The sequence below is a fragment of the Vibrio sp. 2-Bac 85 genome, assembly GCF_037546705.1.
Taxonomy (GTDB): Bacteria; Pseudomonadota; Gammaproteobacteria; order Enterobacterales; family Psychromonadaceae; genus Psychromonas.
The window spans coordinates 21322-44440 of record NZ_JALAAB010000003.1; the positions used below are offsets into that span (position 1 = coordinate 21322).

Sequence of the window (23119 nt, forward strand, 5' to 3'; positions counted from 1 at the left end):
TCAATAAGTTAAGTTTAAAATGTTACCGTGTAGTTAATTTGTGCAGTTCAATAATAACTATTGAACTTATTACTGAATTCAAGAACCAATAACGGGTTATGAAAGGTCGTTTAAAGCAGATAACTATAGAAGTAGCTATGCTAATTTGCTTATTCAGAGTTGAAGTAACATAAACAATCATTATATTAAAATAATAGTAAAATAATAAAATATAACTGCTAAGGACAGGCAAATGACGGATGATAATTGCGTATTAAATGAACCTTTAAAACGATATAAGGTACAAGCGCCCACTATTAAAATGTTTGGTATCGATATCCATCCATTAGGCATGTCCCAATCCCTAGATATTATTAACGAATGTATCACTTCTAAACAATCTCTGCATATCGGTATGTTAAATGCGGCTAAAGTTGTCAATATGAAGCGTAACCCTGCTCTTGGGGAGGATGTTACTTCATCAAATTTGATTCTTGCTGATGGAAGTGCAGTAGTATTAGCCAGTAAAATTCTCAATAAAAAATTACCTGAGCGAGTCGCTGGTATCGATCTTATGCATGGCATATTAGAACGTGGTAATAAATTAGGTTATCGTGTTTTTTGTTTAGGTGCCACGGAAGAGATATCAGAAGAAATTGAACGTCAAATTCATAAACATTATCCTAGTGTGGTCATTGCTGGTCGCCAAAATGGTTACTTCTCTGAAGATCAACAAAGCGAGGTCGCTGATAATATTGCAGCCGCAAAAGCAGATGTATTATTTGTTGCTATTACCTCGCCTAAAAAAGAGCAATTTATGGCTAAATGGGGGGACGTAATGCAAGTGCCAGTAGTGCATGGTGTAGGCGGATCATTTGATGTATTTGCAGGTAAAGTTAAACGCGCACCATTAATTTGGCAGAAACTGGGCATGGAATGGTTATATCGAGTACTTCAAGAGCCTGGTCGGTTATGGAAACGCTACTTGGTGACGAATACTTTATTTATAGGTATGTTGTTAAAAGAAATAATCACACCTCAAAAATCCTAATGAAGAAAACACATGACGCATAAAAAACAAAAATTAGTTTATCTAGCAGCAGCAAGCCATTCAGGGTCAACCATGACCGCCATGTTATTAGGTGCTCATCCAGATCTTTGTAGTGTTGGAGAACTAAAAGCCATTAATCTCGGTGATGAAAGTAGTTATTTGTGTTCTTGCAAAACACTTGCTAAAGATTGTAGTTTTTGGCAAGGCGTAACCGATAAAATGGCAACTAAAGGCCATGATTTTTGTATATCGAATGCAGGTACTGATATTCGAACAGGCGCAACGCCTTATATGCAGAGGTTGCTTAGACCTTTAGTGCGTAACCCATTTATGGAGTTTGTACGTGATTCATTGTTAATACTATCTCCTGTGTGGCGAAAGCAACTTCCTTTTCTTCAAAAACGTAATGCTGATTATGCTCGTTCAATAGCTGAGCAAGCTGGTGTAGAGACGGTTATTGACTCTTCAAAAATTGGCATCCGCTTAAAATTCTTACTTAAAAACCCTGAATTAGACGTTAAAGTTATTTGGATGGTGCGTGATGGTCGTGGTGTCTCATTAGCATACAAAAGTCCTTCAGAGTTTGCTGATGCTAAAGACCCAAAATTCCGTGGTGGTGGCACAGGTAAAACACCAGAACATAGCCGTGGCATTGAACTTGGTGCTGAAGAGTGGGTGCGTTGCAATCAAGAAACAGAAGCTGTATTAGCAACCATGCCTAAAGAAAGTTGGATGCAAGTGCATTATGAAGATATATGCAATGATACGGAAAAGACATTAGATAAATTGTTTGAATTTATAGGGGTTGACCCTTCTCTGAAACGGTTAGATTTTAAAACTGTCGAGCATCATGTCGTTGGTAATGGCATGCGTTTAGATGACTCTGAAGTGATTAAGTTAGATGATCGCTGGAAAGCACTACTCAGTGAAAGTGAGCTTGCAACATACCATCAAGTTACCGGTGATTATCATCAAGCACTTGGTTATACGGAATAAATAATAATGACTCAAGATGTCGATAAAAACAAAAAAGTTGATTTAACCGGACAAGATCGTTTTACATGGAATTTAATGGTGAGCTGGGCCAGTCAGCTTGTTCTTGTTTTTTCAGGTTTTATAATGCCTCGTTTAGTTGATGAAAAAGTAGGCCAAGTAGCATTGGGTATTTGGGATTTCGGTTGGTCCTTTGTTAGTTATTTGGCAATACTTGGATTTGGTATGGGGGCTTGTTTTAACCGTTATATTGCAAAATATCGCTCAGCGGGTGATTTTGTCAAATTGAATGAGGTAGCAAATTCTGCAGTCTTTGTGCAGTTAGTTGTGTCTTCAGCAGTTACACTATGTACTATTTTATTTTACTTTTTACTGCCGGTTTTTTTTAGTGAGTCATTAAAAGAAAATACTGAAATGGCACAATGGGTTGTGCTTTTTTTAGGGTTCAGTTTGTCAGTTGGAATGGCAGCAGGCTCTGCCAAGGGATTATTGACAGGTTATCATCGTTGGGATATTCATAATTCATTGCATGCTGGTGATAGTCTTTTCTCATTGGCTCTTATGGTTACGCTACTTTTTTTTACCGATCTTGGCGTGATAGGAATGGCGATAGGTTACTTAATTTCAACAATCGTTTTTGAAACAATTCGGTTTGTTTTTGTGGCTAGACTCTGCAAAGAGTTTCAATTTAATCTAAAAATGGCAAACTTGGCAACCTGCAAAGAAATGTTGATTTTTAGTATAAAAAGCATGTTATCAAACCTTCCTCCGATTCTTTTATTGCAAAGCATTAATATCATTTTGGTCAGTGCGATTGGGCCTGCTGCTTTAGCTGTCTTTGCAAGGCCGATGGCACTGACTCGGCAAATAAAAACGTTTATGACTAAATTCACATTAATGTTAACCCCGACAACAGGTTCCATGCAGGGGGCGGGTGATGATAAAGCTATTCAGGCTCTTTTTGTTAATACCACCAAACTTAGCTTTGCATTTGCCTTACCGAGTTTAGGTTTCTTATTTATCTATGGTGATGTAGTTTTACGATATTGGATGGGTAATGACTATGCACTATGGCCTTTAATGATGATACTTGCACTAGGGCAATTATTACCAATGGCGCAAGACACTTCTATCCGCATATTAATGGGTCTGAATCAACATGGAAAAATCTCTATATTTGCTTTCATTGCTGTATTCGTTATTTTTGTAATAAGTATTTTGTTTTTAGGTGTTGATAATTGGGAGCTAACCACGGCTGCTTTATTATTTGTCGTCCCTATGAATATTGTTTATGGGTTTATTGTCCCTATTTATACCTGCCGGCAACTGAAGCTGTCATGGCTTGGTTATGTTCAAAGTAGTTTTATTAAGCCATTACTCTATATCATGCCATTTTTAGGCCTACTTGCGTGGTCTCGTCATGCCTATGAGTTAAATGATTCCGTTACTGCAATAGCTACTTTGGTTAGTGCTGGCATCGTCACTATTATTATCTATTTTGTCTATTTAGTACCCGTAAAAACACAACAAAAATTGTTTTGTCGATTGAAAATTTCTTCATGATATTTTTTAAATATATTCACTTGCCGAGGGGCTATTGAGCATGAGCGTTAGTTTACGAAAATACCCTTACCCTTATAGTGCAATGCTGGCTATTTGTAGCGATTTAGATGAAACACCTAATAAAGAAATTTATTTTGAAACCGCACGTTACCTAAATACCACTGAAGAAACGTCTTTAGGGAAAGGTGTGGGCTTAGAAGTCGGTAATACTATCTATTTTGATATGCCTGAACATAATTTTTCATATATCAATACGGATGATGACGGACGACAAAAAATTCATCAATTGATTGAGTCAGGTCATATTGATTGCCTGCATTCTTTTGGTGACTTTGTTAAAGATAGAGTGTTAATTGAAAAACACTGGAATGCTATTCAAGCAGGTAAAAAAAAGATACAAGTCTGGGTGGATCATGCTCAAGCGCCAACTAATCTAGACAATGGTATTATGCAAGGGCAAGGTGCGGAGGTCGGTAAACCAGCTTACCATAGTGACTTAACGGTACAATCTGGCATGTTAGTTTTTATTTGGAAAGGACGTGTAACAAGCATCGTTGCGCAAAATGCTAAAAGAAGTTATCAAGCGCTGTTTAATAAAAAGCAAATTAAAGCTTCTCTTAAAACGATTGCGTTAGAGTTCGCTAAAGGTTGGTTTGCAAGGTTAGGTAATAAAAAGTATGCAATGCATAAAGAGAATAAAGTCTTACGCAAATCTAAGCTAGTTGACGGCACTACAATTAATGAGTTTATGCGTTGCAACCCCTCTTGGGGAGGAGTTTCGTGCTTTGATCAAGCGCGTGGTGTGCATCATGTAATTACTAAGAAAGTGTTAGATACACTGGTTAAAAAGCGTGGGTGCAGTATTCTTTATAGTCATTTGGGTAAGGTGCATTCAGTAGCAGAGCCGTTTACTAATGAAACACGTCAAGCTTTTGAATTGTTATCAAGCTACCAAAAGAGTAAACAGATATTAACATCAACGACGAGACGTTTATTAGGTTATTGTCGCACAGTCGATGAGCTCGATTTTTCAGTTAAAGTGGTTGGAGATGAAACACATATATATCTTTCTACAGAATATAGCGGAGAAGATCTTCACGGATTAACTTGGTACGTTGATAAGCCAGAAAAAGTCAAACTTTATATAAATGAACTATTGTTTGAAGGAATAGTAATTAATCCATCGGATGATTCAGACTGTTCAAGTATTTCAATTCCTTGGGCCATTCTACAATTTCCTTCTGTGAGTGAATAAATATCTAATATGTATAAAAATTTACCAAGCAAAAAAATGAGTGCTGGGAAGCATGTATATCGTTGGTTTTTAAGGGCTACGTTAATTTCATATCACGGTTTAATATTACTCGTCAAAATATTACCAAAACGGAAATATAATAAAAAGAAAGGTCTTAGGGTGTTGGCTACTGGTACCTTTTATTCAGATCATTGGTTAATAACACATTTACGACCTATGGGAAATGCTGAAAACTGTATACATTTAAAGATGGTCGCATCTGCAACTGTACCTCAAATGGATAAAGTTTTTGGAGCTTATGCGCCCAAATGGTTAGAAAAAATAATAGGGACAGTTGGAGCAAGGTTATTATATTTTTGTTGGTTGGCAATTAAAGAGCGTCCGGATGTATTAGTTGGGTTTCATTTACTGTTAAATGGTCTGGTTGTTGTATTGTTGGCTAAATTGATAGGTGCAAAATCAGTCTATATTTGTGGTGGCGGGCCGAGAGAAGTCGTTGGAGGAGGATTCTCAACGGAAAATAGAATATTTAGCCGAATAGGTCAGGCTGATTATTTTATTGAGGCACTGCTATTGAAAGTAGTTAATGAAATGGACTTAGTGATATCAATGGGAACCAGTGCAATAGAATTTTTTAAAAATAAAGGTGTCAAAACACAATTTGAAATTGTACCGGGTGGTTTTGACGATAATTTATTTTATCCAAATACAAAACAAAAGAAATTGTATGATTTAATTCTTATTGGTCGCCTCTCAGAAATCAAACGAGTTGACAGGTTTTTAGGTGCTATTAAACTCGCTAAAGAAAAACTACCCAGTCTAAATGCTGTTATTATTGGTGATGGACCAGATAAAGAAAGTCTTGAATATTTTGCATTGAAATTAGGTATTGCCGATGATGTTGATTTTGTTGGTTGGCAAAATAATATCCATATTTGGTTACAACAATCTAAATGTTTTGTACTTACCTCTGATTCTGAGGGCTTATCTCAGGCATTAATTCAAGCTATGATGACTGGTTTGCCATCAATTACTTCTGATGTTGGCGATCTTGATAATTTGTTAAAAAATAATGAAAATGGTTATTTAGTGTCACCATTATCAGAAATCAACTTCGCAACTGCTTATATACAATTATTCAGCTCTCAAAATAAAAAAAATGAATTCTCTAGAAAGTCCTATTCAGATAGTAGGCGGTTTTCTTTGACGCAGGTTTCATTACAATGGAACGAAATATTTTTAGGTTTCAGATAAACTAGCCATGGACTAAATTATGATTAGAATTACATTATTAACACTTTTAATCGCTTATTTAAGTGTCTATGCGTGGAAGGATTGGTTTCGAGCTGCTTGTTGGTTGGTTCTTCTGATGGCTATTTTCCAACATCCTGATATGCCAAAAGCAATCGGAGGGGTCCCAGGTTTAAATCACTGGAATTTTTTGTTCGTAAATACTGTTTTATCTTGGTTATCGAATAGAAAAAAAGAAAAATTAATTTGGGAAATGCCAAAATTTATCAATACTTTGTTGTTCATATATGGGTTTTTTATCACTATTAGTGTTACTAGGTATTTATATGATCACAGTGGTTTACTCGAATTGTTTGAAGTCATTGGAGCGCCAGCACCTCGTATGGTGAGCGATATTAATGAATATTTAATAAATTGCTTTAAATGGGTATTGCCAAGTCTGATTATATTTGATGGCTGTCGTACCCGTAAGCAATATAATTTTGCTTTAGGATCATTGGCTTTAATGTTTATTTTATTAGCTCTACAAGTAGTAAAAGCAATGAAGTTGGGTTCATTAACATTAGGCGGGGATGCGTTACAACATAAAGCGCTTAAAATAATATCAAAAAGTGTTGGTTTTCACCGTGTGAATGTATCGATGATGATGAGTGGTGCTTTCTGGTTAGTTTTTTGTTTAAAAGAGTTAGTGAGTACCAAGCATTACTGGTACTTTATTCTACCTAGTTGCTTTGTTATTTTTCTGGCAATGGCGTTAACGGGGGGACGAACTGGGTATGGCACCTGGGCTGCTCTCGGGGGGATTTATTGTTTATTTAAGTGGCGAAAATATATTCTATTAATACCGCTTGTTTATATCACTGTAATTGCTTTCGCACCTTCTGCAGTCGAGCGCCTAAGCTTTGGTTTTTCATCCGAAGAATCAGCTGAGTCACAGCCGATGAACGGAGATCAAGGAATTGATTTTGAAGGAGAAGAGGTTGATCTTTATGAAGTAACTTCTGGCCGAAATTTAGCATGGCCATTGGTTTGGGAGTCAATTACAGAGGCTCCTTTTTTTGGGTATGGGCGAGAGGCGATGGCTAATATAGGGATAACATTAAAAATGAGGGAAATGTATGGAGAATTTGATAGCTTTCCTCATCCTCATAATGCTTATTTACAGTGGATTCAAGACAATGGATTCGTAGGTGCGATCCCTGTCTTTTTATTGTATTTTATTTTTTTAAAGTATTCTTGGAGCCTTTTTCGTGATAATTCAGATAAAATTTATATTGTGACAGGAGGGGTTTCATTCGCGTTATTAATGTCATTCTTTATTGCCTCTGTTGGTAGTCAAACCTTTTATCCTAGAGAGGGGGCTGTTGGAATGTGGGTTGCAATAGGTTTGTTATTAAGAGTCTATGTTGAACGGGAAAAAAACTGTAATGGTGGTAAAAGTAGCTTATTAAGCGAATAAATTTATTCTATTGCATTTGGATAAAATATAACTAAAAGGAGCATTTGTGGAAAGTCAAGAATATACGGTTCAAAAGTCACGCCTAATTGAGTCCCAAAAGAAAACATTCTTTAGACAACTGTTATCAAATTTTTTAGTCTATTTGATTATAAGAATGTCAAGTTTTATTGCTATTAAATTTTCATGTAAGAACATGAAAAAAAATGATTATGCGAATAAGAAAAAATTTGTTTTTATGGGGCGTTTTGAGTCTAACAATTGGATTGCCGCACATATTAAACCTTTAGCCGAATCGAATGTTTGCGACCATATTTGGATTGTCGCAGATGAAAAAATGTTAGAAATAGAAAATGTAACTTATGTTATGCCTTCTCCTATCATTCAAAAAATATTCGGTAGTATTTCTGCGAGAACCTATACGGCTTATAAGGTTGCAAGGAGTAACAATGTTGATTATGTTGGTGGTTTTCATTTGTTGTTAAACGGCATCTTTGCAAACGTTATTGCTAGGATGAATGCAGCTAAATCTATCTACTTCTGTGTTGGTGGTTGGTCTGAAATTATTGGTGGTGGAGTATATAGTGGTACTCCTATTTTCAAAGATATCGGTAAGCATGATTACATTTTAGAAAAGCGGTTAATTAATTATATTAAAACAATAGATCTTGTTGTGACAATGGGCAACAAAGCCAAGTCATATTTAGAAAATTTTGAGGTTGAAAATGTAGTTGTAAATCCAGGGGGGATAGATAAGTCAGTGTTCGAAAATTTGTCAGGGGATAAAAATAATGATTTGATTCTTGTTGCTAGATTAGACCCTGTAAAAAGAGTTGACCGTTTTTTGAAAATAGTGACGCAATTAAAACTAAAATTGCCCGATATTTCAGTCCTCATTGTTGGCGGTGGTAATAGACTTAAAGAATATGAGTTATTGTCTCAGCAATTGGGACTTAATAAAAATGTCACATTTATCGGGGCAACAGTCGATGTTACATCACATTTAGTAGATTCACAGGTTTTTGTGCTTACATCAGACTCTGAAGGTTTACCATTATCATGTATGGAGGCCGCAACACTAGGTTTACCAATTGTTGCATCAGACATAGGTGATTTATCTGATCTTGTTGAACCAGGAAAAACAGGCTATTTAATCAATAAAGAAGATACCTCAGAATTTGTTGATAAACTATATTTGTTGTTAACAAATAAAAAACTAGCGGAACGAGTTTCATTAGCTGCATTACATAAGTCAGAGAAGTTTACACTTCAGGCCTCCTCAATGATTTGGGAAAAAGTCATAAACTAATCAAGGTTAAATTCATAATGAGTATCCTAAGTAGTAATTGGACGATAAAGTTAGCGGACTATGCTTCAAAATCACCTAAATCGAGCATGTTATTTTTAGGGGATATCGCTCTAGCGAGGGGAGTAGCAAGAACAATAGAGCAGCATGGAAACGATTATAATTTTATGCATGTAAATGAGATTTTTGAAGAAAAATCAACAGTCATTTTTAATTTGGAATGTTGCTTAACAGAAAGAGGCGAGCCTTGGGAACCCAAACCTGTTCTTATGAATGGAGTCGAGAGGTATTTGAATGTTTTTCCTCAGAATGTCAATTATGTAGCAAATGTAGCAAATAATCACTTCTTAGACTTAGGCGTTGTCGGAGCTCAAGATACTGTTGATGCTGTATACAAAAAAGGAATGGGTTGTTTTGGGGCTACGGGCAGCTATTCTGAAAGTTTTGAACACAAAGTTAATTTGCCAAGCGAAAATGTTTCATTAATTGCTTACTCACCTGCCGCGCATCCATTTCCAACTAATACAGAGATAAATGTTTCTTACAAATCTTTGAGCGAAATGGTAACTGATGTTAAAAAATTGAAAATGACTGCAGATTTACTACTTGTGTCTTTGCATCAAGGAGTTGAGTTTTGTCGTTATACTGATAAGGTTTCAAGAAAAAGAGCACAGGCATTAATTGATGCAGGAGCCGATTGTGTTATTTGTCACCATACTCATGTTATACAAGGTATTGAAAAATATAAAGGCAAGATTATATTTTATGGGATTGGTAATTTTTTAATTGATATTGATACTAAAGCAATGCCGAGTACCAAATATAGCTTAAGTCTTGAATTTGTTATTCAGGACAAGGAAATAAAAGAAATTAAAGTTGTACCTTTTTTTATCAATAGCGGGCTACAAGTAGAGTATTTACAAGGTGAGGATAAGTATAGACTCAAACAGGAAATTAATTGGTTGTCTTCATTTTTTTCCAGTGTGTTTTTTGCTCAAATAAATTATGTGTTAGCACGTGCCTTGTGGGTAAAGTTGCACCTAAAATCAGTAGCTAATATGTGCCAAAGAGAAGGAGTAGCAGCAGCGAGCCGCTATTATTTTTCTCGAGTTTTTATTAAATTGTCTAATAAATGATTATAGTTTTGAATTTGTTATCGACATATCCACCACTTGAAAAGTATTCGTTTAATTCTAGTTCATCATCTCAACCTTTTGATCTTGAGTGTCTACAAAAACAATGGGATAACGTTTTTATTTCGGAAAATAATTAATATGAAAAAAGCATTTTCAAAGAAAAATATATGGGAGGCAATGCCTCCTATTTTTAAAAAATTGACTGGCCTTGCACTTTCAGTTGTTCCTTTAGAGTACCTAATTGGTAAAAAATTTAGAGAAACAACAAAGCTTATTTTATCTGCTGATAAATGGACAAAAGCTGAAATTGACGCTTACCACCTTAAACAATTAAAACAGCAAGTTAATATTGCTTATGAAAAATGCCCTGCTTATAGGAAATTATATGATGAAGCTAATATCGATGTTTCTGCTTTTAATGCGCTAAATGACTTTAAGAAGCTTCCCTTAATCGATAAAGCTTTTATTAATAATAATACTGAGGATCTACTTTTAGTCGATAAAAATAACTCCGATGTTGATTATGTAACAACAGGTGGAACAAGTGGTATTCCCCTTGCTTTTTACATTAATGCAAGTCGTTCACAGGTTGAATATGCTTATTTAGTTGATGGCTGGCGCAAAGCAGGTTTTAAACTTGGAGATATAAAAGCCGTGTTAAGAGGGCGTGTTACGGGGGAAAAAGAGGGGGAGCACCGAAGTTACGATCCTATGTTTAAGGAACATTATTATAGTAATTTTCACATGAACGACAAAGATATGAGTCATTATATTTCTCATATTAAAACATTGAAAGATTGCTTTCTTCATGTTTATCCTTCATCAATATATCAATTAGCCAGATTCGCTAAAAAAGAGAATATAACATTTAATAATATTAAAGCTGTTTTAGCTGAATCAGAAAATGTTTATCCAGAGCAACGTACTTTTGTTGAATCAGTATTTAACTGCCGATATTACTCTTCTTATGGGCACAGTGAAAAGCTTGTTGCAGCCGGTGAATGTGAACATACAGCCGATTACCATGTGTGGCCGACTTATGGTTATTTGGAGTTGTTAGACGAAAATGGCAATGTAATTACAGAAAAAGGTCAAGTTGGTGAAATAGTTGGAACTGGCTTCATCAATACAGTAATGCCATTTGTACGTTATAAAACCGGTGACTTTGCTGAGTATGTTGGTAATTATTGTGATGCCTGTCAGCGCCATCATTTAATCATTAAAAATATCAGGGGGCACCGTATTCAAGAAAATTTAGTTGCACGAGATAATAGCTTAATTTCATGGACTGCAGTTAATATGCATGATGATACATTTGATGATGTATTACAGTATCAATTTTATCAAGATACTCCTGGTGTAGCAGTAATTAAAATCAGAGCGAGTAAGGTCTTTTCGGAGGAGAGCAAACAACGAATTATTAATAATATTAGTAATAAATTGCAGCACCGGATAGAAGTTTCTGTGGCACAAGTGGTTGATATCCCATTAACGGAACGTGGTAAGTCAGTCTTTGTTGAACAGAAAATCAATGTATCAAGTTAGTTGAAAAATATATTTAATGACTTAAAAACCAATGAAATTGTTGTCATTTTTATTAGTCACCTAAAAGGTTAAAACCATCGGCTTTAGCCAGTCAGCTTTAGCTATAATCTCTCTATTAGTGTAAGGAGGTAGTTATGGATTATAGATACGGCAGCTATACAGTTTTTTAAAATTCAATATCACTTTTTTTGTGACTAAATATAGATATCAAGTATTACAAGGTGATGTTGGTTTAAAAGTCAGGGAATTAGTTCGGCAAACATGTAATGCCTTTGAAATTGAGGTTTTAAAAGACGTTGTAAGTAAGGATCATGTTCATCTTTTAGTTTCAGCGCCACCGAATATGGCGCCCAGTGAAATAATGAGAGGAATTAAAGGGTGAACATCTGCTAAATTATTTGAAAGTTGACCAGATCTTAAAAAGAGATATTGTGGGCGCCATTTCTAGGCTGGGGGAAATTTCTGTGTAACATCAGGAGATGTTACCGAAGAAATGATTAAAGAATATCTAGAGCAACACTTTGAAGTTAAAGGTGACGATAATTTTAGAACGGAAGGTTAATTCAACGGGTCTTTGACCCGTATCCGGACTTTAGTCCGTAAAACTAAGCCACCTACTTTAGTGGTTTTATGTTTTTCAAAATATTTTAGGTAATGGTAATAATATAAAAAAGCTAATCAATTAAATTCATTTACTTGGTTAGCTTTTAGTAGGGTACATTACTTTATTAATAAAGCATTGTCTTGTTAGTTAATATATTAATGCTAATTTTAGCACTGCCTTATGGCAGTTGAAATAATGTTAACTCTCCTGGTTTTGTCGGAATAGTTGGGACTTGCTTAACCCCATATTGTTCAAATGGCCCTATATCAATCGAGTTCCCAAGGTTGCGTTGTTTCTCAAAAATATCTGAATTTATTCCGCTAGTGCTAGGAAATAGAGATTTAAACCGAGTTATTAAAATATCATTGACATTAGTACCTGCATCTTTAAATTTTGTAAAACCCATGCCGTCAATACTCAATGCATCCATTATTGAACCAATATTATTTTGTGTTATAATATTTGCCCCCTGAATATTACCACTAGCCCCACTTTTAGAATTTAAAGATGATACTGTTTCATGTAAAGCCTTCCTCACTCCTTCCCTAATTAGGACGTTCATACCATCACCAAAGTAGTTGTTCTCTACAAATGATTGGTCGTTAAGCTCCGCAAGTTCAAGCATGATATGATAACCAGTAGGTTCATCAATATGACCACTTGTAACATCTAAAATAACGTTATTTTTTATTGTTATAAGGTTAGGGCTTGAAGAGTCTATCCCATTTGGAGCATCAAAAATTAAGTTATTGTATATGTAAAACTCCTGAGCCCCTGCTACATGAATAGCCGCACTCTGCCAAGATGAAGTATTTTCGATGGGGCCGACAGTTGCACCTTCTTGTTTAGGTAGAACATCATGGATAACGTTGCCGATCATGTATATTTTTTGAGTCCAATCTGATAAATTAGTCGATGCAATACGAATACCATACTCAACACCATGTATATGGTTATTAATCATCCACAGTTCATCAGGTAAGTACTGACCTCCGAGCCCTTTAGAGGGAGACCAAGGAGTGCTTACCAAGTCGTGAATATGGTTACTTGAGAATATTACATTCGAGCCTGATTTAACCCAAAGCCCTGCTTGTCTAGTGTTGTAAACTTCATTATTACCTGCATATATGTTGCGTGTTGAGCCTCGGCTATGTAAATCACCAAGTATTTGAAGGCCTCCACCAGACGCAGTGTGCAATACATTATCTAGTATCCATAAGTCAGACACATACTTTCCAACTGATATTATGTGATTATCATCATCAGTTAAAGAGTTTACATCGCCTAAATCGTGAACAGTACTGTTATAGATTACGACATTTGAAACAGGTGCAGTAACGTCTGCTGACACAGATATACCACCGCCATTCAAATCTAAATTTCTTGCGACTATATTTGTTGCTTGTCTCCCTGTACTAGGTGAGCCTATTTGTAGATTTGCTGAGTTAATAAAGTCTAAGTCAGAGATGAAAACGTTTGTGCCCATCACTAAAAAACCAAGCTTACTAATTACGCCATAAGCATCTTTTGCTTTTGTGACCCATACCGGACCTGATACACCAGCACTCCAAACAGCATCGGTCCCATTGAGGGAGTAAATTCTGCTACCATAATTTTTAAAGCCTTGATTATACTCTCCTGCAATTTCAATATATGAACCAGCTGATACTGGATTAGGGAACGACTTACGTGGTGCGTCAGGTGTTCCATAAGTTTGTTTATCACTACCTGTTTGATAATTTATGTAATAGTAACCTGGTTTTTCTATGCTCCAGTCACTGGGTCTTAGGGGCATTTCTTGTTGGAAATCTAAAGTGGTATTAGGTATACCAACAGGCATCTCATAACTTGATGATGCCTGTGTACCATAAGATATAAAAATTAAAAAAATAGTAAACACCAATTTTAGGTATTCTGTTAATAGATTCATTTTAAACTCCGTTGTCGATATTTTAATTACGATTAACTTTTAATTAAAAGCAAAAAGTTACTTTTCATCGCTGCCATTTTTAGGGGCAGTGTCACAATAACGTTTTCTAAATTCTTTCCAAAAAAACTTAAAAAACTGGTTGTTTTGTAAAAAATTAAGTCATTGTGAAGGCTCACCCTCAATGGCAAGTTATTCAAATTAAATTGCTTATATAATTCGTTACCAATCTAGTTGCAGTTATACGTCACTAGTTCAGATACCAAGACTCACTAACTAATCTGTCTCCTTAATACTCGTCTGCTAGTTTTTAGCTGATTTTTACTATTTCCAAGTATCGTATTTTTTTAAAAAACTATGTAGTGTATTTAAACTGCAATATATGGGATTATTATAGTAATCATGTCAATTATTTGAACTGTTTTTGCTAAAATTTAGTTATTTATTCGTTGTAATCTTCCTAAAAGTAATAAGAATTAAAGTCTTTGTGTTAATTCTCACGATAAAGGATTAAATAGTTAATACCTCTTAAGTGTTTGTTTTTCACTTGCGCTGCTTACACAAATTGTATTATCTTTTTGTTAATACAATTTGATACTAGTACATGATTAACACTCTAACAATGTAATAAGAGCAGAAAAATTCGTAATTAAAAAAATAAGAAATCAATAATAATTAGGCTCTGTTCCATTACACTGTTGTCACCTATAAGCGGCGAGTAAAATTTGTTGAAAATCATACTTTGCGCTACTTTCTCTAAACCAAGTTAGATAATGCGGTAAATACTTAGTCGCTACCCCTTTCATTCTGCCTACCACCCAACTCTTAAAGTGAGTGATTGCACCATTAACGGTTTGGATGTGGTAAATATTTTCTATTACTCTATTTTTTCCATTGATTAATCGTTTATGATCACAATTCTTGTGCTCTGCAATATTCACATAAGGCCATGCTCCATCACTACAAAGTACGGAGTTACTTATGATATGTTGTTCGAAATTCGCTTCTATTCCTGATAATTTATCTTGTGTTTTAGCTGTATTAGCCATTAAAAAACGATGTCGCCATAAGAAAGCAGTTTTTAGATTAATGTGACAAATAGAAGCTGCTTGACGAAGTGTTAAAGTTGCTGAACACTTAACCCTATACGTCGTTTAACCAACAATGAGAGTAAACTACTCTAGACCAATCCTTCCATCATTGTCGCTTTTCGAGTGTTAAACTTTTGTAAGTTACAATATGATTTCCACTCTTTAAAGAGGAGCTCAATTTGCCAACGTAACTGATAGAGTTTCATCACCTTTTCTGCACTAAACTGCTCTCTATCTAAATTAGTTGCCCAATAAGTCGGTTCATCTTTTCCTTCCGGCCAACTGGCAATTAATCGGTAATTTGTTTTCCCTTCTACGTCCATGTCCACAATACCGCTACGGCGAATATGCTTCTTAACCGCTTTCTGTTTTATTTTCTGAAATCGTTTTAATGGCTTACCCGCTTTATTGAATCCGGCAACAACCATCGGGTTAACTGTTGTTTTGGCACGAACAACATAAGCGCCTCCAGCTTGGTCTATCTCATCTAAATATGAAAGCTTGAAATAACCTCGGTCAGCCAGCAGTAACCTACCTGCTAATGCGTCCGCATCGGGTAGAAAGTCATACTCTGCTTGACTATCAGGATTTATAGATACTTGCTCAGGTTAGCCTTTCAATACGTCCCAACTAACATGAACCTCGGTGGCTGCAGGGCTGATTTTGGTAAAGCGACCTTTGAAAATATCTTTTAAGCTATCGTGAACAGCAAAAGAGCTACCATCTTGTAATACGATACCTTTAAATGCTGATAACTCAACTTCAGTATCAAGCACTTGTTGCTGCCAATCATTCACAGCAACCCCAATTAACTCTTTTATCAGTTAAACAAATTCCGGTTTACTCAGCTGATTATGAAAAGGCTTATACTGCACATCTGTTTCAGTTAATTTTACAGAATAGCGATGTAAATCTGTTACCGCATCGACTGATTTATCACCTAAAACAGTGATTAACGACATCACCAATTCAAAAGGTTTAATAATTCGTTTTCGGTTACAAAAGTTAACCTTTTTACCTATTTCATTAATTTTTAATTCATTAAGCACTTTAGTTATTTGCAGTAACTCAGTATTATCTTTATTCATGCTCTGATTTGCTCATTGATAGTGGTTTGGCGATTACTATCAGATCAAATTCAGAGCATGTTTTCAACTGATTTTTTTAAGATCCAACGTATGAATCCCCATAAATCACTATCACAAAGATGAAATTAAAAAATCAAATTAATGGTGTGGCTTCATAGTCTTGCCCTTATTATCTAACCTAGTTATACATTTAGGTAGATTGTGATTTTTATGGGAGTCCGTCGACAATAAAACAGTAAAATTCAAAAAATCATTATCAATGAATATACATATCTTATAAACTAATGATTTTTATTAGGATAGTATTTTGAAATTCAGATATGACATAAATGGACTGCGAGGAATAGCAGTGATTACTGTTAGCCTTTTTCACTTTGATGTATGGTTCTTATCTGGTGGTTTTGTAGGTGTCGATATTTTTTTTGTCATCTCTGGTTTTTTAATGACTGGAATTATATTTAAGGGTTTTGAAAAAAATACATTTAATATAGGTGGTTTTATTAAAGCCAGAGGAAAAAGAATTGTACCGCCATTGTTAATAGTTTGTTTATTTTCTTTGATTTTTTCTTATTTCTTTTTATATGACCCAGAGCTATATAACAGCTTAAATCAAATTTCAACAGCTATGTTTTTTGTTTCAAATATTTTCTTTTGGAAAACTACCAGTTATTTTGCTCCCGGATCAGAAACTAATATTCTCCTCCATACATGGTCTTTGTCTGTTGAATGGCAGTTTTATATTATTTACCCTCTAGTCCTTGTTACAATTAAAAAATTCTTTAATCTTAAAGTGACAAAAATATCTATATTTATTGCTTGTTTTTTTAGTTTTTTGTTGAGTATTTATGCAACGCCTTTGTGGGCAACTTCATCATACTTCTTACTACCAACTAGAGGTTGGGAAATGCTACTCGGTGGTGTGGCATTTCTAGTTAACTTTAATGTTAATAATAAACTTAGAAAGTTAACTCAGCTGGTAGGTTTTCTATTTATTTTTATTTCATGTGTATTTTTTACAAAAGAAACATTATGGCCCAGTTATTTTGCAATTGTACCGACTTTGGGAGCGTTTTTAATACTGGTATCGAACTGTGATTCAATTCTATTAAAAAATAAAATCATGCAAGCAATAGGTCTCTGGTCTTATTCTATTTATTTGTGGCATTGGATTGTGGTTTACCTAATAAATAGGTATTTGGACATAGAGAACCCAATAACCATTATTGCGGGTCTTTTAATTTCTATCTTTTTAGGGTACTTGTCTTTTAAGTTTATAGAAAAAGGCGGTTTCAACAATCCCATTAAAACAATATCATTCATGGTCATAGCTTCATGCTCAATTTTATTATTAAATAAAGAGCTGATATCTAATAGAAGTATATCCGACACTCCAGAGAACGATTTAGTAACCTATTATGAAAACTATAAAGATAATACCCCATGGATAGATAATACTTGTAGCAATGATTTTTGTGAAAATGGTGGGTTGTTTTTATGGGGTGATTCACATGCCCGCGCCTTATACTCAGGATTAAAAGAAAGTCTCTCCAATATTACAGAGGTAACAACAACATCATGTTCGCCTAGTTTGAAATATCCTGATTATGTATTAAAGTCTCGTATTCAATGCAATATTAATAACAAAGAAGCCCTAAGGCAAATTATTTTGAAGAAGCCATCAGTAGTCATCCTAGCACAAAAAAATAGGCATGATGAAAATGATTGGATAAGTATTACTAATGAATTAAAGATATATGGAGTTGAACATGTTGTTGTTATTGGCCCTGTACCTCAATTTAAAGGTGACCTTCCATTATTAGTCGCAAAAAAGTACTTAGATAGTGATTTAATTAACAAAAAAGATATGGATTATAGAATATTTGGTAGTGATAATTTAATGCTTAAAGAAGATAGAAAAATATATACTTACATTAGTATTTTAAATACATTATGCGCAAATGATAAATGTAAATTTAAAGTAAATAATAATGATTTGCACTCCTTAATAGCATCTGATTACGGTCATCTAAATAATGAGGGCTCAAAATTTATTGCCGATATCATATTAAATAAAATATCAACTCTCGTAATAAAAGATTAGTGCTCTAAATATATAAAATTTTATAGGACCTGCAAGCTATTTTGATACTTTAGTCTAACAATATTAACAACAAGTGATTTACTTCTTTGGTAACTCGGACTATAAATAAGAAGTTATTTTATAGTGATATTTTAGAATATAATATTTAAATGTTGCATGATTAATTTAAGGTGATTGAAGTTGCAGAATGAAATAAATATTGTTCATTATTGGGGAGGATTCCCAATAATTGCAACATCAAAATGGCTTAGCGCTTTAAATTTGGTTAAGAAATGCCAAGCTGAAGGGTGGAATAATTGGTTAGTGTTGTCTAAAGAGCCAGATAATCTCGAATTAGTAACTCCTTTTTTAGAAGCAGGCTGTAAAGTCATATATCACCCAAGATCTAGAAGGAATTTTGATTTTTTCAGTATTTATAGAAACATTAAGTTTCTTCATAAAATAAAGTGTGATGTATTTCATTGTTATAATGATCACACAAGCCCTATTATTGCCGCTATGTTTGCAAGAGTACCGATTAGAGTATGGTCAAAGTTATCTATGTCTTCTTATTATGAAGAAGGTATTTCGCCTACAGGTTTAAAAAGGCTAATGCCAAGTACCCGAATTACTTGTTGGTTTGCAAACAGAATTTTAGCTATCAGTGATGCCGCAAAACAAGAAATATGTTCTCAAGTTGGTTTTGAGAATAAAATTTCTATTGTTGATGTCCCCGTTCACCTAGAGTTATTCAATATTCCACATCAGAATTCAGAGATCAGGGATGAGTTCAATATCCTAAAATCAGACTACCTAATTACTGCTGTTGGTCACTTTATAGAAGTTAAAGGTTGGGATATTGCTGTTCCAGCATTTGCTAAAGTTTGTGAGGTTTTTCCTGATGTTAAGTTGTTGTTTGTAGGAAAAAAAACCTCCGAATCCTATTATCAAAAAATTTGTTCTCAAATTAAATATTTTAACTTAGATGATAAAGTTATTTTTGCAGGTAACCGTAGTGATATCCCTGATATTCTAACTGCAAGTGAGCTGTTTATTTTTCCATCTCGATCTGAAGGTGCAGGGGCTTCTCTTGTTGAAGCTATGGCAGCTGGAGTTCCCTGTATCGCAACTGACGCAGGAGGGATTTCAGAAATAATAAAGGATGGTGAAAATGGGCTTCTTTTTGAAAGAGGAAACTCAGATGAACTGGCGAAACAGATAATTCGAGTAATATCAGATATCGATTTACAAACACAACTAGTAGAAACTGCCAAACAAGGTTTACAAAAATTTAGCATAGAAGTTTATGTTGATAGTGTGTTGAACCATTATAAAAATCTGATCAACAAATAAAACACTTCATACAGTAATGATATTTTAATAAGTTTAATGAAGTATATATTTATGGAAATAAAAAGTTTTTTAAAGAAAATAGTTCTAAATATATTATTGAAAATTGGTTTTTTAAAAGCTTTGCATTTTAAAAATCGCAAAAAAATATGTGTCTTAATGCTGCATGGTGTTATGGCTCCTCATCCTCAAACGAGTTGGTTGCCATTAAGAGAACAACTTAGTCCTAATGGGCTAAAACGTACACTAAATATTCTTTCCCAATATTATCAATTTATAACGATAGAACAATGTGTCGATATGTTAGAAGGTAAAGTACCGAACATCAAAAATGCGTTGCTGATTACTTTTGATGATGGATATCGAAATAATATTGATTATGCGCTACCTATTTGTAACGAGTTTGGTATTAAGCCGGTTTTATTTGTAGCAACGGGGCACCTTGATTCCACACTACCATTTTGGTTTGACCGGTTAGATTATGCGTTGCAGCAGAATATGGGAGAATTGATTTCGTTTGAATACCAAGGGAATAAATATTGTTTTGACGCAACTTCTTTGCCTGCCTTAAAAGCCAGCTATCAAAAATTTAGAGATGATTGTAAGTACGCTTTTACTGACGATATTGATATGAATCAGTTGTTTAATGCGCTTTCTGAAATGCTTGAATCACGTTCAGGTAAAGCATTACGTGATATTTGTGTTGAAGATGACTGGTCTGGCATCGTTTCATGGGAACAATTAAAAGATGCCGTTAAGCTTAACCTACTTGATGTTGGCAGTCATACGGTTGACCATTGGCGCCTCGATAGCTTATCTGAAGCGCAGATTATCGTACAACTACAACAATCTAAAGTGCGTATCGAAGATGAGTTATCAACTCAATGTCATTATTTTTGCTACCCTAACGGTAACTATAATAAACAAGCAATATCGTTAGTGAAAAATAGTGGCTACAAGGCTGCTTTCTCCACGGATGTTGGTTTATGTCAATCAAAGGATGATTTAATGACGTTAAAGCGTTTTAATTTTTCTTCAAATAAGACAAAATCTGAATTGCTGTATCTACTTAATTCTAAAATGTAGGTAATATCTCTATTACATCTATTCTTTAAAAATATTCTAATTGTTGAGGTAATACATAATCATGTTAAATATATGTCTTGTTGCTCATTTTTCATATGGTGCTGTTACTGGCGGCAACCAAGGTTCAATAGGTGGGGTCGAAAGACAAACGAGTTTAATGGCTAAATGGTTGGTGGCAAAAGGTCATAAAGTCTCGCTATTAACTTGGTCAGAAGGTTCCTGCGAAGATGAAGTGATTGATGGTATTCATGTGATTAAAATCTGCCGTCAAGATTCAGGTCTACCTGGTATTCGTTTTTTTCACCCTCGTTGGACGGGGTTAATTTCTGCAATGAAAAGGGCTGATGCAGACGTTTATTACCAAAACTGCGGAGAGTACATTACTGGGCAAGTGGCAATGTGGTGTAAAAGCAATAACAAGAAATTTTTATATTCATTAGCGAACGATGCAGATGCTGAGGTAGGCTTTCCTATTATGCATACTATACGTGAGCGCATGTTATACAAATACGGCTTGTTTAATGCACATGAGATTATTTCGCAAACAAATAAGCAGAAGAATTCGCTTAAAAATGGCTTTAACTTAGACTCTTCTGTTATGCCAATGCCATGTCCAGGTCCAAGTAATGAAGAATATCAACCATTGCAATGGAATGAAGATAAACCAACAATATTGTGGGCTGCACGTATCCATGAAAGTAAGCGGTTAGAGTTGTTACTAGAGATCGCTTCGAAGTTGCCTGAGTATAATTTTGTTGTGGGGGGAAGTCCTGGCCATGAAGATCAATATTTCTTTGAGTTGCGAGAAACAATGGATCGATTAAGTAACGTTTCTTATCTCGGTATGGTCGCTAGAGCTGACATGCCTAATTTATATCGATCAAGCACTGTTTTTTGCTGTTCGTCTATTTATGAAGGTTTTCCTAACACGTTTTTAGAAGCATGGAGCGAAGGTTTACCTATTGTTTCTACCTTTGACCCTGATAATCTAATCCGTGATAAAGCGTTAGGTTTTCCTGCGGAAAATAAGGAAGACCTTATCAATGGCATTAAAAAGCTTTGTAGTAATAAAGCCTTGTGGTTAGAATATTCTGCTAATGCACGACATTATTATCAAAGTAATCACTCTGTCGATCAAGTGATGGAACGTTTTGAAGGCATCTTCGCTAATTTAACTAAATAAGAATCATAATGATGAATGTGATTAAACTCGCTTTTGTTACACAATTTCCTGTTGACTCTAATCGTCCATTAGGTGGTGTTGAAGCCGTTAGTGTTAATTTAGTTCGATCACTATCTGCCTATTCAAATCTAAATATTGATGTGCTGACGTTATGTAGCAGTGTCACTGCGGTGGTAATTGAAAATTGGGGGAAGGTAAAAATTCACCGTTTACCTAAACCTACTGGTAGTGAGCTTATTACTGCTATAGGAAAAAGTAAAAGATTGGTTGAGAGTTATATTCAACAATTAAAACCTGACCTTATTCATGCACATGATACCTACGGTATAATGGTTCAAGATATTAATATCCCTAAGGCATTTACTGTTCATGGCTTTATTTATGGTGATACCTTATTTTCACAGGGAAAATTTAAATGGCTACGTTCTAAAATATGGGAAAAAATAGAAAAAAGTAGTTGGGCGAAACAGCCGAATATCATTTCTATTAGCCCCTATGTACGAGAACGTGTTTCCCTTGTCTCTGATGCTATTATTTATGATATTGACAATCCAATTTCTGATGATTTTTTTAAGTTAGTGCGCGATGAGAAACCAAGGATAATTTTTACCTCCGCTGTAATCTGTCCGCGAAAGAATACATTGCAATTAGTGAAAGCGGTAAAGCTACTTGTTGATAAAGGGACTGAAGTTGAACTTCGTATCGCAGGCAGTGTTGGTGATGAGCAATATATGCAAGAGATGTTAGATTTTATTCGTAAGAATAATCTTGATAAGCATGTACAGTTATTGGGCCGAATTTCTACATCTGAAGTGATGCAAGAGCTTATTCACGCTTCTATATATGCATTAGCCTCTTTAGAAGAAAACTCTCCAATGGGCATTGAAGAAGCTATGGCGGTGGGAGTACCAGTGGTAACATCAAATCGCTGTGGTATGCCGTATATGGTTAAAAATGGGGAAACAGGCTTTTTAATTAATCCCTTTGATGAGAAGGATATTGCGGCTAAATGTGAGCGTATTCTGAGCAATCCTGAATTAGCGAAAAAAATGCAGGAGAAATCACGACAATTAGCATTAGATTTGTATCATTCAGACCAAGTCGCAGCGAGAACTGTTGCTGTTTATCATGAAGTATTAATGCATGAATAAAATTTTAAGTCCCTTTGGAGCAAC

At 34.8% G+C, this 23119-nt stretch carries 15 protein-coding genes and 3 pseudogenes; 15 read left to right on the forward strand and 3 right to left on the reverse strand.

Annotated elements, in window-relative coordinates; genetic code table 11:
• Positions 1 to 232: 232 nt before the first annotated feature.
• From MT390_RS04485 to tnpA, 10 genes and pseudogenes are all read left to right on the forward strand, one after another.
• Positions 233 to 1030: a WecB/TagA/CpsF family glycosyltransferase gene (locus MT390_RS04485; RefSeq protein ID WP_499439831.1), complete on the forward strand. Its 798-nt coding sequence runs from the start codon at positions 233 to 235 to the stop codon at positions 1028 to 1030.
• A 12-nt stretch (positions 1031 to 1042) separates the two neighbouring features.
• Positions 1043 to 2026: a sulfotransferase gene (locus MT390_RS04490; protein WP_499439833.1), complete on the forward strand. Its 984-nt coding sequence runs from the start codon at positions 1043 to 1045 to the stop codon at positions 2024 to 2026.
• Positions 2027 to 2032: 6 nt separating this feature from the next.
• Complete coding sequence (locus MT390_RS04495) at positions 2033 to 3586, forward strand: lipopolysaccharide biosynthesis protein (protein ID WP_499439835.1); 1554 nt, start codon at positions 2033 to 2035, stop codon at positions 3584 to 3586.
• A 40-nt stretch (positions 3587 to 3626) separates the two neighbouring features.
• Entirely contained in the window at positions 3627 to 4841 is a 1215-nt protein-coding gene (locus MT390_RS04500; protein WP_499439837.1) for a hypothetical protein, read from the forward strand.
• 9 nt (positions 4842 to 4850) lie between these two features.
• Positions 4851 to 6095, forward strand: coding sequence for a glycosyltransferase family 4 protein (locus tag MT390_RS04505; protein WP_499439838.1), 1245 nt, complete (start codon positions 4851 to 4853; stop codon positions 6093 to 6095).
• A gap of 19 nt (positions 6096 to 6114) precedes the next feature.
• On the forward strand, positions 6115 to 7551 hold the full coding sequence (locus MT390_RS04510; protein WP_499439840.1) for an O-antigen ligase family protein: 1437 nt from the start codon (positions 6115 to 6117) through the stop codon (positions 7549 to 7551).
• A gap of 46 nt (positions 7552 to 7597) precedes the next feature.
• On the forward strand, positions 7598 to 8857 hold the full coding sequence (locus MT390_RS04515; RefSeq protein WP_499439841.1) for a glycosyltransferase family 4 protein: 1260 nt from the start codon (positions 7598 to 7600) through the stop codon (positions 8855 to 8857).
• A gap of 17 nt (positions 8858 to 8874) precedes the next feature.
• Complete coding sequence (locus MT390_RS04520; protein ID WP_499439843.1) at positions 8875 to 9990, forward strand: CapA family protein; 1116 nt, start codon at positions 8875 to 8877, stop codon at positions 9988 to 9990.
• Between the two features lie 138 nt (positions 9991 to 10128).
• Positions 10129 to 11535, forward strand: coding sequence for a phenylacetate--CoA ligase family protein (locus MT390_RS04525; protein WP_499439845.1), 1407 nt, complete (start codon positions 10129 to 10131; stop codon positions 11533 to 11535).
• Positions 11536 to 11669: 134 nt separating this feature from the next.
• Positions 11670 to 12097 (forward strand): annotated as a pseudogene (gene tnpA, locus MT390_RS04530) (IS200/IS605 family transposase).
• A gap of 220 nt (positions 12098 to 12317) precedes the next feature.
• Here the strand turns inward: tnpA and MT390_RS04535 are convergent.
• The 3 genes and pseudogenes from MT390_RS04535 to MT390_RS04545 all read right to left on the reverse strand — a co-directional run.
• Positions 12318 to 14069 carry a glycoside hydrolase family protein gene (locus MT390_RS04535; protein WP_499439847.1) on the reverse strand — a complete coding sequence of 584 codons (1752 nt, stop codon included), beginning with the start codon at positions 14067 to 14069 and terminating at the stop codon, positions 12318 to 12320.
• Between the two features lie 698 nt (positions 14070 to 14767).
• A pseudogene (locus MT390_RS04540) lies at positions 14768 to 15190 on the reverse strand (IS1595 family transposase); the annotation flags it as partial.
• 59 nt (positions 15191 to 15249) lie between these two features.
• Positions 15250 to 16245, reverse strand: a pseudogene (locus MT390_RS04545) (IS4 family transposase); the annotation flags it as partial.
• 307 nt (positions 16246 to 16552) lie between these two features.
• Here MT390_RS04545 and MT390_RS04550 point away from each other — a divergent pair.
• The 5 genes from MT390_RS04550 (at position 16553) to MT390_RS04570 (ending at position 23095) form a co-directional block, all read left to right on the forward strand.
• Entirely contained in the window at positions 16553 to 18346 is a 1794-nt protein-coding gene (locus MT390_RS04550; protein ID WP_499439849.1) for an acyltransferase family protein, read from the forward strand.
• Positions 18347 to 18526: 180 nt separating this feature from the next.
• Positions 18527 to 19678, forward strand: a complete 1152-nt coding sequence (locus MT390_RS04555) for a glycosyltransferase family 4 protein (protein WP_499439851.1) — start codon at positions 18527 to 18529, stop codon at positions 19676 to 19678.
• A gap of 156 nt (positions 19679 to 19834) precedes the next feature.
• Positions 19835 to 20761, forward strand: a complete 927-nt coding sequence (locus tag MT390_RS04560) for a polysaccharide deacetylase family protein (protein ID WP_499439853.1) — start codon at positions 19835 to 19837, stop codon at positions 20759 to 20761.
• A 61-nt stretch (positions 20762 to 20822) separates the two neighbouring features.
• Positions 20823 to 21944, forward strand: a complete 1122-nt coding sequence (locus tag MT390_RS04565) for a glycosyltransferase family 4 protein (protein WP_499439855.1) — start codon at positions 20823 to 20825, stop codon at positions 21942 to 21944.
• An 8-nt stretch (positions 21945 to 21952) separates the two neighbouring features.
• Positions 21953 to 23095 carry a glycosyltransferase family 4 protein gene (locus tag MT390_RS04570; RefSeq protein ID WP_499439857.1) on the forward strand — a complete coding sequence of 381 codons (1143 nt, stop codon included), beginning with the start codon at positions 21953 to 21955 and terminating at the stop codon, positions 23093 to 23095.
• Positions 23096 to 23119 lie beyond the last annotated feature (24 nt).

What these genes read in the sequence shown, in the direction of transcription:
- MT390_RS04485 (WP_499439831.1), top strand. Translation starts at nt 233, where the DNA reads ATGACGGATGATAATTGCGTATTAAATGAACCTTTAAAACGATATAAG.
- MT390_RS04490 (WP_499439833.1), top strand. Translation starts at nt 1,043, where the DNA reads ATGACGCATAAAAAACAAAAATTAGTTTATCTAGCAGCAGCAAGCCAT.
- MT390_RS04495 (WP_499439835.1), top strand. Translation starts at nt 2,033, where the DNA reads ATGACTCAAGATGTCGATAAAAACAAAAAAGTTGATTTAACCGGACAA.
- MT390_RS04500 (WP_499439837.1), top strand. Translation starts at nt 3,627, where the DNA reads ATGAGCGTTAGTTTACGAAAATACCCTTACCCTTATAGTGCAATGCTG.
- MT390_RS04505 (WP_499439838.1), top strand. Translation starts at nt 4,851, where the DNA reads ATGTATAAAAATTTACCAAGCAAAAAAATGAGTGCTGGGAAGCATGTA.
- MT390_RS04510 (WP_499439840.1), top strand. Translation starts at nt 6,115, where the DNA reads ATGATTAGAATTACATTATTAACACTTTTAATCGCTTATTTAAGTGTC.
- MT390_RS04520 (WP_499439843.1), top strand. Translation starts at nt 8,875, where the DNA reads ATGAGTATCCTAAGTAGTAATTGGACGATAAAGTTAGCGGACTATGCT.
- MT390_RS04525 (WP_499439845.1), top strand. Translation starts at nt 10,129, where the DNA reads ATGAAAAAAGCATTTTCAAAGAAAAATATATGGGAGGCAATGCCTCCT.
- MT390_RS04535 (WP_499439847.1), bottom strand. Translation starts at nt 14,069, where the DNA reads ATGAATCTATTAACAGAATACCTAAAATTGGTGTTTACTATTTTTTTA.
- MT390_RS04560 (WP_499439853.1), top strand. Translation starts at nt 19,835, where the DNA reads ATGCTGCATGGTGTTATGGCTCCTCATCCTCAAACGAGTTGGTTGCCA.
- MT390_RS04565 (WP_499439855.1), top strand. Translation starts at nt 20,823, where the DNA reads ATGTTAAATATATGTCTTGTTGCTCATTTTTCATATGGTGCTGTTACT.
- MT390_RS04570 (WP_499439857.1), top strand. Translation starts at nt 21,953, where the DNA reads ATGATGAATGTGATTAAACTCGCTTTTGTTACACAATTTCCTGTTGAC.